The sequence below is a fragment of the Actinotalea solisilvae genome, assembly GCF_016464425.1.
Classification (GTDB): Bacteria; Actinomycetota; Actinomycetes; order Actinomycetales; family Cellulomonadaceae; genus Actinotalea; species Actinotalea solisilvae.
Window position 1 is genome coordinate 151451 of the sequence record NZ_JADDKQ010000002.1, and the last position, 13545, is coordinate 164995.

The following is a 13545-nucleotide window of genomic DNA, read 5'->3' on the forward strand; positions in this document are numbered from 1 at the left end:
CTGGCCCGCGCCCGGGCGGCCGGTCACGTGCGCGGTGCGACCAGTCCTCCGCCGACCCAGGCGCGGATCGCGGCGACGTCGGCCGGGCTGAGCACCATGCGGGCGCCGCGGCACAGGCCGATGACGTTGTCCGCCCACGTCTCGGCGATCTGTGCGGCCGTCGGCGTCGCGCTGAGGTCCAGGCCCGCGTAGAGCACGCCCGCGATGACCGTGTTGACCGAGCTGCGGCCGATCGGCTGGCCCGCCGCCTGGCACGCGTCCCGCACCCGGCGCGCGGTCTCCGGACGGTCGAAGGGCTGGTCCGCGAGGTCGTCCGCGAGCGCCGTGAGCAGCACGCGGTAGCGGTCGGTGGGCAGGTTGGGGATGTCGGTCACGTCCACGACCTGCCGCTGGAGCGGCGGCAGCGCGACGGACGCGCCGGGCAGGTCCGCCTCGCTGAAGCGCTCCGGGTCCCACACGAAGCCGGGCGCGGGCTCGGGCGACGCCGCCACCTCGGGCACCTCGCGCGCGATCCACGGGAAGAACGCCCCGGCGCCCTCCCAGCCGCCGGCGGCGATGCCGGGCTCGGCGTTCTGCGCCGCGCGGGCGACGAGGCCGCCCCGCAGGGGGCGGTCCGCCGACCGCACCTGCCGCAGGACCGCCCGGCGCGCGGGCGACTCGGCGACCCGCTCCGCGATCGGCTCCGCGACGGCCTCGGCCGCGCCCCGGGACCCTGCCCCGGTCGCGCGCGACGCTCGACGGCGCGGCGCCTTCGTGGGTGCCGCGGGCGTGGCGTCGTCCGCGATGCCTGCACCCGACCCGGCGTCCCCGGCGGCGCCGTCCGGCGCCGCGTCCGACGCCACCTCCGACGTCGGGTCCGACGCGGCGTCCGCCAGCGGGTCCGGCAGCACGTCCGCTGCGGGCGCGGCTGCGGCCTTCTTCGCCGCTGCGGTCGCACCACCGCGCCGACGCCGCGACGGCGCCTTCTCGGCCGGGGCCGCGGCCGGGTCGGCCGTCGCCCCGCCCGTGGTGGCCGCACGACGCGAGCGCCCGCCGTTCGAGGGCGCGGTGGTGGCGATCTCGTCCCCGGCGGCGTCGGCGTCCGGGTCGCGGACCAGCTCGGCCAGCTCGTCGGCCGTGACGACGGTGTCCGCGACCGCACGGTAGGCGCTCGCGGCCGGTCCGGCGGTGATGATCGTGACGCGCCGGTCGGCCGCGCGGCAGCGGAGCGCGAGCGGGGTGAAGTCGGCGTCGGCCGAGAGGATGACGAACTCGTCGTAGTGCGTCGACGCCGCGAGCGCGTCGACCGCGTCGAGCACGAGGTTGATGTCGGCGCTGCTCTTGCCCTGCTGGGTCAGCGACGGGCAGTCGACGACGCTGAACCCGGCGCGCGTGAAGTTGGGCCGGAACTGCGAGAACGCCGACGGGTTGAGGTAGCACGACCGGATGAGGAACCGGCGGCTGAAGTCGCCGTCGGCGTCGCTGCCGGACTCGAGCGCGGACAGCCACCGGCCCGGCGAGCCCGCGAACTCCTCGGCCGCGGCCGGGTCGAGCCGGCGCAGGCCGAGGTAGACGTTGTCGAAGTCGACGAACAGCGCGCAGCGCAGGCGTCGAGCGGTCTCGGGGTACCCGATGTCCGTGGTCACCCCGGCATCCTCTCGCGGACGGCGCCCGCCTGCCGGGATGCTCTCAGGCCCGGGCCGCGTCCGCGGGGGCCGCCGGTGCGTCCCGGTGCAGCGTCTGGCGCAGCGGGACCGCCTTGATGAGCGCCGACGCGACGACGGCGACGACCGCCAGCGGCAGCGCGGCGACGAACACGTCGTGCAGCGCGTCGGCGAGACCCTGGCGCACCGCCACGGCGATCGCGTCGGGCAGCTGCGCCAGCGCCGACGGGTCGAGGACCGCGCCCGCGTCGATGCCGTCCGCGGGCATGGCCTCCGCCGCCCCGGCCGGCAGGTGCGCCGGGATGGCCGTCGCGATGCGGCTGCTCATGATCGTGCCGAGCACCGCGATGCCGACCGTGCCGCCCGCGCTGCGGAAGAACTGGTTCGCTGCGGTCGCGACGCCGAGGTCGCGGCGCTCGACGGCGTTCTGCACCACGAGCGTGTACGTCTGCATCGCGGCGCCGAGCCCGGCTCCCACGACGACCATGGCGAGCGTGAGCTGGAGCGACGACGACCCGTAGTGCACGCGCGTGAGGAGCACGAAGCCCACGACCATGAGGGCGGTGCCACCGACGACGAAGGGCTTGTACCGTCCCCAGCGCGTGATGAGCAGGCCGACGACGATGCCGACGCCGATCATCGCGGCGCTCATCGGGATGATGATGAGCCCCGAGCTCGTCGCGTCCACGCCGAGCACGCCCTGCGCGTAGACCGGGATGTAGAAGATGGCGCCGAACATGCCCGTCGCGACGAAGAAGGACGCGATGTTGGCGAACGTGAACACCGAGCTGCGGAACAGGCGCAGCGGCAGCACGGGCTCCTCGGCGCGCAGCTCGATCGGCACGAACGCGGCGAGCAGGGCCGCCCCGGCCACGAAGAGCCCGACGACCTGGACCGAGCCCCACGGGTAGGTGGTGCCGCCCCACGACGTCGCGAGCAGGATGGCGACGAGCGCGCCCGACAGCGTGAGGATGCCGGCGACGTCGATCGTCGCGCGGCGCTGGGCGTGCGGCAGGTGCAGGAAGCGCACGATGACGACGAGCGCGACGACGCCCACGGGCAGCGCGGCGAAGAACAGCCAGCGCCAGCCCCACGCGTCGGTGATCCAGCCGCCGAGCAGCGGCCCGGCGATGGACGTCACGCCGAAGACGGCGCCCATGAGGCCCTGGTACTTGCCGCGCTGCCGCGGCGGGATGATGTCGCCGATGATCGTCTGGGACAGGGTCATGAGCGCGCCCATCCCCAGGCCCTGGAGCGCGCGCGCCCCGACCAGCCACCAGAAGTCCTGCGCCAGGCCTGCGAGCATCGACCCGCTGAGGAAGACCACGAGGCCGGCCAGGTAGAACGACCGGCGCCCGTAGAGGTCGGACAGCTTGCCCACGACGGGCACGACGACGGCGGAGACGAGCATCGCCGCGGTCGCGAGCCAGCTGTAGTGCTCCATGCCCCCGAGCTCGGCGACGATGATCGGCATCGCCGGCGAGACGATCGTCTGACTCACGGACGCCACGAACATGCCGAGCATGAGGCCGATGAAGACGCGGCGTGCGTCGCGGTCGAGGCCTGTCGCGACGGGCGCGCCCAAGGGCCCAGCGGGGGGTGCAGCGGGTGCCGACGAGGCGGCGAGGGAGGTCGGTGTCACCGCACGAGGCTAAGCCGCGTTTGCAGTCTGTGCAAGTTCGCAGACGGTGCACTTTTGCACACTGCGCACCTCCGCGAGGTACGCTGAGGCCATGGAGCCCGAGGCCACCGACACCCTGCGCGAGCGCAAGAAGCGGTCCACCCGCCGCGCGCTGCGCCTCGCCGCGCTCCGCCTCGTGGCCGAGCGGGGTCTCGACGGCGTGACGACCGACGAGATCGCCGCCGCGGCCGACGTCTCCCCCCGCACCTTCTTCAACTACTTCGCGGGCAAGGAGGACGCGCTCGTGGGCAACGACCCCGAGCTCGCCGGGACCCTCGTCGCCGCCCTCGCGGCCCGTCCGGCCGCCGAGCCCCCGCTCGCCGCCCTGCGCGCCGTGCTCGTGGAGTACGCCGCCGCCGCGACGATCGACCCGACCGTCTGGCCGCTGCGCCTGCAGGTGCTCGAGGCGAACCCGCACCTGCGCGCGGCGCTCGCGGGCGCCTCGGCCGAGCTCGACCGCGCGCTCACCGTCGCCCTCGCCGAGCGGATCGGCGCCGCACCGGCCGACCTCTACCCCGCCGTCGTCGTCGCCGCGGCGACGAGCGCGGTCCGCACCGCGCTGTGGCACGCGGGCGCGACGAGGTTCGCGCGTCCCCTCGCGACGACGCTCGACGAGGCGTTCGACCACCTGGCTGCGGGACTGGCCGAGCCGACGCGGGCAGGGTCTGGACGGACGGCGACCGACGCATAGGGTGGTCGCCGTGGACGTCCTGACCCGGAACGCCGTCGTCGTGACGGGCACGCCCGGTGCGCCCGCCCTCGTCTTCGCGCACGGCTTCGGCTGCGACAAGTCGATGTGGCGCCACGTCGCCCCCGCGTTCGAGGCGACGCACCAGGTGGTCCTCTTCGACCACGTCGGCGCCGGCGCGTCCGACCTCGCGGCCTACGACCCTGCCCGGTACTCGCGCCTCGAGGGCTACGCCGACGACGTCGTGCGGGTCCTCGAGGCGCTCGACCTCGGGCCGGTCGTCCTCGTCGGCCACTCGGTGAGCGCGATGATCGGGCTGCTCGCCGCGGCGGAGCGCCCCGAGCTCGTCGACCGGCTCGTGCTCGTCGGCCCGAGCCCGCGCTACGTCGACGACGACGGTTACCGCGGTGGCTTCTCCGCGGACGAGATCGCCGAGCTGCTCGAGACCATGGACGACAACTACCTCGGCTGGTCCCGGTTCATCGCCCCGGTGATCATGGGGAACGGCGAGCGTCCCGAGCTCGCCGACGAGCTGACGAACTCCTTCTGCCGCACCGACCCCACGATCGCCCGGCGCTTCGCGCGGACGACCTTCCTCTCGGACAACCGCGCGGACCTCGCGCGCGTCCGCACGCCCGCCCTGGTCCTGCAGTCCCGGGAGGACGTCATCGCGCCCCCCGAGGTCGGCCGCTACGTCCACGAGCACCTGGCCGGCAGCGAGCTCGTGGTGCTCGACGCCGTCGGGCACTGCCCCAACCTCAGCGCACCCGACCAGGTGGTCGCGGCGATGGCCGCCTACCTCGGCGTCGACGAGCCGCGCGTCGGCGCCCGGGCGCCGGCCGCGCGGTGACGGACCCGCCCCTCGCCCTCACGGACGCGTGGCACCGCGCACCGGTCGCGCTGCTGCGCCTGGACCTCGACGGGGTCGTCCTCGAGGTCAACCGCACGCTCCTGCGCTGGCTCGACCAGCCGGAGCAGGACGTCGTCGGGCACCGGCTGAGCCGGCACCTCACGGTGGGCGGACGCATCTACTGGGAGACGCACCTCGGCCCGCTCCTGCGGATGCAGGGCGGTGTCGACGAGGTCGCCGTCGAGCTCCGCGGGCCGGCCGGCCGCATGCCCGTGCTCCTGTCGGCGCGCGTGCACGCCGACGTCGTCGAGGTCGCCCTGAGCGGGGCGGCCGAGCGGTCGCGGTACGAGCGCGAGCTGCTCGCCGCCCGCTCCGCCGCCGAGCTCTCCGCGGGCAGGCTCGGGCTGCTCCAGGAGGTGACCGCGGCGCTCTCGCGCGCCGCGGGCGTCGAGGCGGCGGCGCGGGCGCTGCTCGGGCCGACCGTCCAGGGCCTGGGCGCGGGCGGCGCCGCGCTGTGGCTCGCGGACACCCCTGGTGCGCCGGTGCTGCACCGCACGGCGGGCACGGTCCCGGCACGGCCGTCCCGGCGGACGCCGCGGGACGAGGTCGTGGTGCGCGCGGACGGGAGCGTCGTCGTGCCGCTCACGGCGCCCAACCGCTCGGCGGGCGCCCTCGTGCTCTCCCCGCCCGCGGCCGAGCCCGAGTCGGGCTGGCCGCCCGACCCGGACCTGCTCCTGGCGATCGGGCGGCAGGCCGCCGTCGCGCTCGAGCGCGCCGCGATGCAGGACCGGAGCGCGTCCGTCGCGCACGAGCTCCAGCACGTGCTCCTGAGCACCGACGTGCCCGACGACGACCGCTACGCCGTGACGACCGTCTACCGGCCCGGCGTCCAGGCGCTCGAGGTCGGCGGGGACTGGTACGACGTGTTCCTCGTGCGCGACGACGTGCTCGCGGTGACCGTGGGCGACGTCGTCGGGCGCGGGCTCCAGGCCGCCGCCGCGATGGGCCAGCTCCGCAGCGCCGTGCGAGCCGTGGCCGACGACGCCGGGCCCGGGGACCTGCTCGTGCAGCTCGACCGGTTCGTCGCGCGCACGGGGGTCGGGTTCATGGCCACGCTCGCGTTCGCCGAGGTCGACCTCGCCTCGGGGGACGTCGCGTACGCGTGCGCGGGCCACCTCCCGCCGCTGCATCTCTCGGACGCGGCGGCCTTCCTGTGGCACGGGCGCTCGACGCCGCTGGGCGTCCCCGAGCGCGGCGGGCGGCGGCCGGAGGGGCACGCGCGGCTCGGCGCGGGCGACCGCCTCCTGCTCTACACCGACGGCCTCGTCGAGCGCCGCGACCGCCCGCTCGACGAGAGCCTCGCCGACCTCGCGACCGCCGCCGGCGCCCTCGGCGCCGCACCGGTCAACCGGCTCGTCGCGGACACGCTCGCCCAGCCGGGACGCGAGCTCGACGACGTCTGCCTCCTCGCCCTCACCTGGTTCGGGGGCGGCCGGCCGGGCCACGCGCTCGAGGCCCGGCCGCGCTGAGCCGCCCGTGGGCGACCGTGCGGTGAGGGTCAGCCCTCCTGCACGCCGCCCGAGCCCTGGACGTCCATCTCGACCTCGGCGCCGCCCGTGTGGGTCACGACGCCGCTCCCGGCGACGGTCGCGTCGAGCGCCCCCGTCACGTCGACCACGACGTCGCCGGACCCCTCGATCGAGACGGTCGCGTCGTCGCTCGTCACACCGCCGCCGCGGTAGTTGCCCGAGCCCGCGACGGAGACCGCCTGCCGGGCCGCCCGGCCGGCGAGCTCGACGTCGCCCGAGCCCTCGATGCGCACCTGGAGCGCGTCGACGTCCACGTCGCCGATCTCGACGTCGCCCGAGCCCTCGACCACGACCTCGAGCCCGTCGGAGGTCGCCGCCTCCGCGTCGACGTCGCCCGAGCCGCGCACGTGCACGGCCTCGAGGTCGGTCACGACCACGTGGTAGTCGACCCGGCCGTGGTTGCCCCAGCCCGGCCGGTCCACGCCGAGCACCAGGACGCCGTCGCGCACGTCGGACGTCAGCCGGTCGAGCACGCGCTCGCCCGCGGTGATCGTCAGGGAGGGCGTGTCCCCGAGCTCGACCACGACGTCGCCCGAGGTCTCGAGCGCGATGGCGGTGAAGTCCGCGACGTCGCGCTCCTGCGTCGTGCGCGGGCCGGTGTCCGCGAGCGCGCCGCAGCCCGCGAGGAGCAGGGCCAGGGTGCCGAAAGCCATGATCGTGCGGAGTGCCATGTCGTCCTCGCCAGCGGGTGCGGCCCGGGCTCTCCGGGCCTGCGACCAGCGTTCCACCGGCCCGCGGGCGCCGACATGGGGCTCTCCCCCCACTCGTCCCTGACGTCACCCTGAGGCGGTCCCGGGGTCACGCACGGGGCGGGGGCCGGGGCGGGTCCCGGCAGCGGGACCGCGCTCGGCGGCGACCAGCGCGCGCAGGGCGGGCGCGACCTCCTGACCGAGCAGCTCGATCGCGCGCTCGTCGTCGCCCATGAGCACGAAGGTGCTGAACCCGTGCTCGAGGGCCAGCGCGGCGAGCTGCTCGACCCACTGCGCGGGCGGGCCCACGAGCAGGCCCCCCGACCGCGCCTCGAACCGGCCGCCCACGTTGAGCAGGCGCCGCACCGCCGCGGGGTCGCGCCCCGCCGCGTGCGCCGCGTCGTCGACCACCGCGTGCCCCGCCACGAGGTCCGCGAGGGGCGTCCGGCCGAGCGACGGGACCCAGCCGTCGCCGAGCCGTCCCGTCAGCGCGAGCATGCGCGGCCCGTAGGCGCCGAGCCAGATCTCGACGTCGTGCGCGGGCGCCGGACCGCGCTTGGCGCCGACGACGCGGTGCACCTCCCCCTCGACGCGCAGGGGCCGCCGGTCCGCGACGTCCCACACCCCCCGCACGACGGCGATCGCCTCCTCCGTCGCGCGCACCGCCTCGCCCGGCGTGAGCCGGCGGCCGCCCATCGCGACGACGGCGTCCCAGAACGCGCCGGCGCCGAGCCCGAGCTCGACCCGCCCGCCCGTGAGCAGGTCGAGGCTGGCGACGCTGCGCGCGAGCACCGCGGGCGGGCGCAGCGGGAGGTTGGCGACGTCGGGCGCGAGGCGGACCCGCGATGTCAGGGCGCCGAGGTGGCTGAGCAGCGTCCACGTGTCGAGGAACGCCGGCTGGTACGGGTGGTCCTGGAGCGCCACGAGGTCGAGCCCCGCGCGCTCCGACGCCTGCGCGAGCGCGACGACGCGGCGCGGGTCGGCCGCGCTCGGCGTGAGGAACGCACCGAGGCGCAGCTCCTGGCCGTAGTCGGTCATGGGGTCGTCCTCTCAGGAGGGGTGGCCCGCGCCGGGGCGCGACGCCGGGACGAGACGAGCGGCTCGGCCAGGACGACCGCGAGCGCCGCGACGCTGAGGAGGGCGCCGACGAGCGCCGTCGCGCGGACCGCGTCCTCGACGAACCGGCTGCCGACGAGCGCCCCGGCCATGATCCCGACGTTGAAGGCGGTCGACGTCCCGGCCGCCGCCATGTCCGACCTCCCCGGCGCGACCTCGAGCGCGCGCGTCCCCAGCGTCGTCGCCAGCGCGCTGAGGGCCGCACCCGAGAGCACGAGCGAGACCGTCGTCACCACCGGGCTCGCGCCGCCGACGTGCTGGACCGCGAGGGCCGCGGCCTGCACGGCGACGGCGGTCGCGAACGCGAGCCACGGGTTGCGGTCGACGAGCACCCCGACGACGACCACGCCGCCGAGGGCCGCGAGACCCCGGACGAGCAGGACGGGCCCGAGCGCGTGCGGCGGCAGCCCGGTGACGTCGAGGAGGAACGGCGTGATGTACGTGAGCGCGACGAACGCGCCCGTCACGCCCACCGCGGTCGCGACGACGAGCGCCCCGTAGCGACCGCGGTCGGGCGCCGAGCCGCGGTCGGCCGCCCCCTCGCCCGGCCGGCGCTCGGGCAGGGCCGCCGCGACGACGACGAGCGCCACGAGCCCGACGACGGCGGTCGCGGCGAACGCCGAGCGCCACCCGGCCAGCTGACCCAGCCACGTTCCCACGGGCACGCCGAGGACGACGCCCGTCGAGGCGCCGCTGTACAGCACCGAGAGCGCGCGGCCGCGCACGTGCGCCGGCACGAGGCCCGCCGCGACGGGCGTCACGACCGACCAGAACAGCGCCTGGCTCAGCGCCGTGACGACGCGCGCGGCGAGGAGCGCGGCGTAGCCGTCGACGAGCGCCGAGACGACGCTGGACGCGACGAGGACGCCGAGCAGCACGGTGAGGACGAGGCGCCGCGGCGCGCGTCGGACCAGACCCGTGAGCGGCACCGACGCGAGGACGACGACGAGCGCGTAGGCGGTCACGAGCAGGCCCACGCTCGCGCGGCTGACGCCGAGGTCCTCCGCGACGAGCGGGAGCAGCCCGATCGGCAGGTTCTCGGTCGTGACGTAGAGGAAGGTCGACGTCGCGAGGCCCCCCAGGGCGACCCAGGCGCGCGTGGGGACGCGCTCGGGCGCGTCGACCGGCCCGTCCCCGCCGGGCGGCGACGCGCGGCGCGACGTCGTCATCGCCACCCCCTCCCCCCGTCCGACCGCCTCGCACGCTAGCGCCCCGCCACCCGCCGCACCCGCGCCGCCGGATCGACTCCCGCGCTGTGCGGCGGGCGACCCCGATCGGGTGACCGGGGCCTCTCGACGCGCGGGTCACGGAACGGTCACGCATGCTGGGAGGGAACCACCCGACGAGGCGTGCGACCCACGCCCCGACAAGCAGATGACGGGAGCTGACCATGACGACGAAGGTCGAGAAGTCCATCCTGGTGAACGTGCCGCTCAGCGTGGCGTACAACCAGTGGACCCAGTTCGAGGAGTTCCCGCAGTTCATGGGCGGCGTCCAGGAGGTCAAGCAGATCACCGACGACCGGCTGCACTGGGTCGCCGAGATCGCCGGGGTCAAGCGCCAGTGGGACGCGCGCATCCTGGAGCAGGTGCCTGACCAGAAGGTCGCGTGGGCGGCCACCGAGGGCGCCACGAACGCCGGCGCGGTGACGTTCTCCGACGTCGGCGGCGGCCAGACCTCGGTCCACCTGTCGCTCGAGTACGAGCCCGAGGGCCTGGTGGAGAAGGTCGGCGACAAGCTGAACATCGTGGAGAACCAGGCCGAGAAGGACCTCGAGCGGTTCAAGGCGTTCATCGAGTCCGAGGGCTACGCGACGGGCGCGTGGCGCGGCTCGGTCAACGAGGGCGCTGCCGTCGGGACCCCCGGCGTGGAGTCCGCGACGTCGCACGGCGACTCCGGCAAGGCCGGCGTCTCCGGCAAGGCCATGGCCGCCGGTGCCGCCGTCGCCGCGGGTGCCGCTGTCGCGGCCGCGAAGGCGCGCAGCGGCTCGGACACGCCGGACGAGACGGTCGACGTCGTCGTCCCGGTCGAGCCCGTGACGTACACGACGACGCCCACGAACACGCCGACGACGACCGCCCACACGGAGCCGCTCGGCTACACGGACCCGCTGGTCACCGACCCGGTCGACCCGCTGGCCACCGACCCGGTCGCCGGCCGGACCGACGACGACACGGTGCAGGGCGACTCCGGCCGCCTCTGAGCACACACCCTGGCCCGCCGCTCGCGGCGCCAGGACGCAGGACCCGAGGGGGCGGCGCGCAGGCGCCGCCCCCTCGGGCGTGCCCACAGCAGGGATCCGGCTGGACCCCGCGCGCACGCGCCCGCGACGATGGGCCGCCGGCGCCCGCCGGTCCCACCCCTGGAGGCCCGGTGGCACCACGGCATGCAGCTCCCGCCGACGTGGTCCGCATCCTGCGCGCCGCCGGGTGCGTCTTCGCCGAGGACGAGGCGCGCCTCCTGCTCGAGGCCGACGCGGCGGGCGGCGACCTGCCCGCCCTCACCGCGCGCCGCGCCGCGGGCGAGCCGCTCGAGCAGGTGCTGGGCTGGGCGGAGCTCGACGGGTTGCGCGTCGCCGTCGAGCCGGGGGTCTTCGTGCCGCGGCGCCGGAGCGCCCTCCTCGTCCGTGAGGCGCTCCGATTGCTGCCGACGGCCGCGCGGCCCGGGTCGGGCCCCCCGCTGGTCGTCGACCTCTGCTGCGGCACGGGTGCGCTCGGCGCGGCCGTCGCGGCGCGCCGCGCGGTCGAGGTCCACGCCGCCGACCTCGAGGACGCCGCCGTGCGCTGCGCACGGCGCAACCTCCCCGGGCACCACGTCCACCAGGGCGACCTCTGGGAGGCGCTGCCCGACGCCCTGCGCGGGCGCGTCGACGTCGTGCTGGCGAACGCGCCCTACGTCCCCACGGCGCGGATCGCGCTCATGCCGCCCGAGGCGCGGGACCACGAGCCGACGACGGCGCTCGACGGCGGACCGGACGGCACCGCGGTCCAGGCGCGCGTGGCCGCCGGCGCCGCGGCGTGGCTGCGACCGGGCGGCCACCTGCTCGTCGAGACGAGCCGCGCGCAGGCGGGCCGCACGCTCGCGCTCCTCGCCTCGGGCGGGCTCGACGCCGGGCTCGTCACGGACGACGACCTCGACGCGACGGTCGCCGTCGGCCGCCGCCCGTCCTGACGCCCCCAGCGCGGCCCGCGCCCTCGGGTCCGCGGTGCGCCGTCCCGGCGCTACGCCGGGGGTGCCGCGGGGTCCGCGACCTCGGGCGGCCACACGACCGCGAACCTCTCGAGCACGATCTCGTGGTCCTCGCTCCACGCGACGCCGCGGCGCGCGCACTCGCGCCGCCAGTAGCGCTCGTGGTTCTCCCGCCACGACGCGAGCGTCCCGTCGTCCTCGCCCTCGTCGGCCGCGAACGCCGCGTCGACCGAGCCGAACGTGCCCAGCCGCAGCTCGACCGTGCGCAGCACGGCCCTCGGGTGCCCGGCGCCGTCGCACGCGACCCAGTGCCCGCCGAGGCGCGGCAGCGGCTCGCCGTCGCCCGCGAACTCGAGCGCGAGCGTCGCCGTCGCGCGCTTCCCGCCCGCGAGGACGAGGCCGAGGAGCTCGTCGCAGAGCTCGGCCGAGTCGCCGAAGTGGTCGACGACGAGCTCCTGCCCCGGGTCGGCGGCGACGTGCGGGTGGGCCGCGAGGTAGGCCTCCCACAGGGTCCGGGCGGCGGCGTCGTCGTGCGGGGCGCGCGTGCTCACCCCGCCATCCTGCCCGCCCCTCAGGTGCGCGCGTGCATCGCCTCGAAGTGGGCGTTGCGCATGACGCCCAGCACGTTGCCGAACGGGTCGACGACCGACGCGGTGACGAAGCCCTCGCCGCGCACGGTCGGCGGGTCGTGCGGCGACGCGCCGAGGTCGAGGAGGCGCTGGTACGTGCCCTCGAGGTCGTCGACGCACCAGTGCGCGACGACTCCGCCCGCCGCGGCGGGCGTGGTCCGGTCGGCCGCCGCGCCGGCCCAGGCGCGGTCCGCGATGCCGAGCTCGGTGAGGTCGTCGCCGACCCGGAACTCGACGTAGGCGGGCCGCTCGGGCGGCTCCGGCCGGACGAAGTACGGCTCCACCCCGAGGACCTCGGTGTACCAGGCGGCGGCCGCCGGGACGTCGTCGGCCCACAGGTTCACGGTCGCCACCCCACGGAACGTGCTCATCGTGCTCTCCCTCGTCCGGCTGTGCTGTCCCCTCCACGCTAGGAGCCATCGCGGAACGTCCGGTTCCGCAATCCTCGGCAGACTGGGTCCCATGGCTGACACGCCCGTGCGGCTCCTGCGCCTCCTCGCGCTCCTGCCGACGCGCCCCTCCTGGTCGGGCAGCGAGCTCGCGGACCGGACGGGGGTGACCACCCGGACCGTCCGGCACGACGTCGACCGGCTGCGCGAGCTCGGCTACGAGGTCGTGGCCCGGCCCGGCGCGGGCGGGGGGTACCGCCTCGCGGCGGGCGCCGCGCTGCCGCCCCTCCTGCTCGACGACGACGAGGCCGTCGCCGTCGCGGCCGGCCTCGCGACCGCCGCCTCGGGCACGGTCACCGGCATCGAGGAGACGTCCCTGCGCGCGCTGGCCAAGCTCGAGCAGACGATGCCCTCGCGCCTGCGGCACCGCGTCGACGCCCTGCGCAGCGCGACCCTGAGCGCGCCCGCCGGCGGTCCCACCGTCGACCCCGAGGTGCTCACCACGCTGGCCCAGGCGTGCGCGCGCTACGAGCGGGTGCGCTTCGACTACCGCGCGCACGACGGCGGCGCGAGCACGCGCGACGTCGAGCCCCACCGCCTCGTGCACACCGGCAGACGGTGGTACCTGCTCGCGTGGGACGTCACCGCCGCGGACTGGCGCACGTTCCGCGCGGACCGGCTCGCGCCGCGCGTGCCGACCGGGCCGAGGTTCGCGCCGCGCGACCCGCCCGACGGCGACGCGCTGCGGCACGTGCTGCGGGGCGTCGGCTCGCGCGCCTGGCCGCACCCGGCGCGCGTGCGCATCGCCGCGTCGGCGGACGCCGTCGCCGAGCGGATCTCGCGCGTCGGGGGCGTGCTGACGCCGGTCGACGCCGCGACGTGCGTGCTCGAGACGGGCGGCCCGTCGCTGCCGGAGCTCGCCGGCTACCTCGCGAGCCTCGAGGTGCCGTTCGAGGTGCTCGAGCCCGATGCGCTGCGCGACGCGCTGCGTTCGATGGCCGCACGGTGCGCGGCCGCCGCCGACGCCGCGGGGAGCTGATCCGCGCCCTTCACCGCCGACGCGCGGCGTGCCACGCTGGCGC

The 13545-nt window shown here is 76.6% G+C and carries 13 protein-coding genes; 6 read left to right on the forward strand and 7 right to left on the reverse strand.

The genetic code is table 11. From position 1 onward, the window contains the following. Positions 1-23: 23 nt before the first annotated feature. Both JIG38_RS03180 and JIG38_RS03185 read right to left on the reverse strand, forming a co-directional pair. On the reverse strand, positions 24-1625 hold the full coding sequence (locus tag JIG38_RS03180; protein WP_307844520.1) for an NYN domain-containing protein: 1602 nt from the start codon (positions 1623-1625) through the stop codon (positions 24-26). A gap of 43 nt (positions 1626-1668) precedes the next feature. Further along, positions 1669-3285, reverse strand: coding sequence for an MDR family MFS transporter (locus JIG38_RS03185; protein ID WP_372419733.1), 1617 nt, complete (start codon positions 3283-3285; stop codon positions 1669-1671). 91 nt (positions 3286-3376) lie between these two features. On the opposite strand from JIG38_RS03185, the gene JIG38_RS03190 reads away from it, so the two are divergent. The 3 genes from JIG38_RS03190 to JIG38_RS20875 are packed head-to-tail and all read left to right on the forward strand — an operon-like array spanning position 3377 to position 6391. Further along, positions 3377-4015 carry a TetR/AcrR family transcriptional regulator gene (locus JIG38_RS03190; RefSeq protein WP_199422151.1) on the forward strand — a complete coding sequence of 213 codons (639 nt, stop codon included), beginning with the start codon at positions 3377-3379 and terminating at the stop codon, positions 4013-4015. A 10-nt stretch (positions 4016-4025) separates the two neighbouring features. After that, positions 4026-4862 (forward strand): alpha/beta fold hydrolase, encoded by an 837-nt coding sequence (locus JIG38_RS03195; protein ID WP_307844522.1) that lies wholly within the window; start codon positions 4026-4028, stop codon positions 4860-4862. Then, the gene (locus tag JIG38_RS20875) at positions 4859-6391 is read left to right on the forward strand and encodes a SpoIIE family protein phosphatase (RefSeq protein WP_199422155.1); all 1533 of its coding nucleotides are present in this window, start codon (positions 4859-4861) and stop codon (positions 6389-6391) included. The genes JIG38_RS03195 and JIG38_RS20875 overlap by 4 nt, the downstream gene beginning before the upstream one ends. A gap of 29 nt (positions 6392-6420) precedes the next feature. On the opposite strand, the gene JIG38_RS03205 is transcribed toward JIG38_RS20875, so the two are convergent. The 3 genes from JIG38_RS03205 to JIG38_RS03215 form a co-directional block, all read right to left on the reverse strand. After that, positions 6421-7122: a head GIN domain-containing protein gene (locus JIG38_RS03205; RefSeq protein WP_199422157.1), complete on the reverse strand. Its 702-nt coding sequence runs from the start codon at positions 7120-7122 to the stop codon at positions 6421-6423. A 105-nt stretch (positions 7123-7227) separates the two neighbouring features. Beyond that, positions 7228-8178: an LLM class flavin-dependent oxidoreductase gene (locus tag JIG38_RS03210; RefSeq protein WP_199422159.1), complete on the reverse strand. Its 951-nt coding sequence runs from the start codon at positions 8176-8178 to the stop codon at positions 7228-7230. Beyond that, on the reverse strand, positions 8175-9425 hold the full coding sequence (locus tag JIG38_RS03215) for an MFS transporter (protein ID WP_199422162.1): 1251 nt from the start codon (positions 9423-9425) through the stop codon (positions 8175-8177). Before JIG38_RS03215 ends, JIG38_RS03210 begins: the two co-directional genes overlap by 4 nt. 221 nt (positions 9426-9646) lie before the next feature. On the opposite strand from JIG38_RS03215, the gene JIG38_RS03220 reads away from it, so the two are divergent. Together JIG38_RS03220 and JIG38_RS03225 are read left to right on the forward strand one after the other, a co-directional pair. After that, positions 9647-10459 (forward strand): SRPBCC family protein, encoded by an 813-nt coding sequence (locus JIG38_RS03220; protein ID WP_199422164.1) that lies wholly within the window; start codon positions 9647-9649, stop codon positions 10457-10459. 170 nt (positions 10460-10629) lie between these two features. Then, positions 10630-11427 (forward strand): putative protein N(5)-glutamine methyltransferase, encoded by a 798-nt coding sequence (locus tag JIG38_RS03225; protein WP_307844524.1) that lies wholly within the window; start codon positions 10630-10632, stop codon positions 11425-11427. Between the two features lie 50 nt (positions 11428-11477). Here the strand turns inward: JIG38_RS03225 and JIG38_RS03230 are convergent, their stop codons facing one another. After that, a complete protein-coding gene (locus JIG38_RS03230; RefSeq protein WP_307844525.1) occupies positions 11478-11996 on the reverse strand; it encodes an ASCH domain-containing protein in 519 nt (172 codons plus the stop codon). Positions 11997-12016: 20 nt separating this feature from the next. Next, positions 12017-12445 carry a VOC family protein gene (locus tag JIG38_RS03235; RefSeq protein WP_199422166.1) on the reverse strand — a complete coding sequence of 143 codons (429 nt, stop codon included), beginning with the start codon at positions 12443-12445 and terminating at the stop codon, positions 12017-12019. A gap of 91 nt (positions 12446-12536) precedes the next feature. On the opposite strand from JIG38_RS03235, the gene JIG38_RS03240 reads away from it, so the two are divergent. After that, a complete protein-coding gene (locus tag JIG38_RS03240) occupies positions 12537-13502 on the forward strand; it encodes a helix-turn-helix transcriptional regulator (protein ID WP_199422167.1) in 966 nt (321 codons plus the stop codon). The last annotated feature ends 43 nt before the right edge of the window (positions 13503-13545 follow it).

Excerpts from the sequence above, each read along its gene's own strand:
- JIG38_RS03205 (WP_199422157.1), bottom strand. The coding sequence starts at position 7,122 with ATGGCACTCCGCACGATCATGGCTTTCGGCACCCTGGCCCTGCTCCTC.
- JIG38_RS03190 (WP_199422151.1), top strand. The coding sequence starts at position 3,377 with ATGGAGCCCGAGGCCACCGACACCCTGCGCGAGCGCAAGAAGCGGTCC.
- JIG38_RS03240 (WP_199422167.1), top strand. The coding sequence starts at position 12,537 with ATGGCTGACACGCCCGTGCGGCTCCTGCGCCTCCTCGCGCTCCTGCCG.
- JIG38_RS03235 (WP_199422166.1), bottom strand. The coding sequence starts at position 12,445 with ATGAGCACGTTCCGTGGGGTGGCGACCGTGAACCTGTGGGCCGACGAC.
- JIG38_RS03220 (WP_199422164.1), top strand. The coding sequence starts at position 9,647 with ATGACGACGAAGGTCGAGAAGTCCATCCTGGTGAACGTGCCGCTCAGC.
- JIG38_RS03215 (WP_199422162.1), bottom strand. The coding sequence starts at position 9,425 with ATGACGACGTCGCGCCGCGCGTCGCCGCCCGGCGGGGACGGGCCGGTC.
- JIG38_RS03210 (WP_199422159.1), bottom strand. The coding sequence starts at position 8,178 with ATGACCGACTACGGCCAGGAGCTGCGCCTCGGTGCGTTCCTCACGCCG.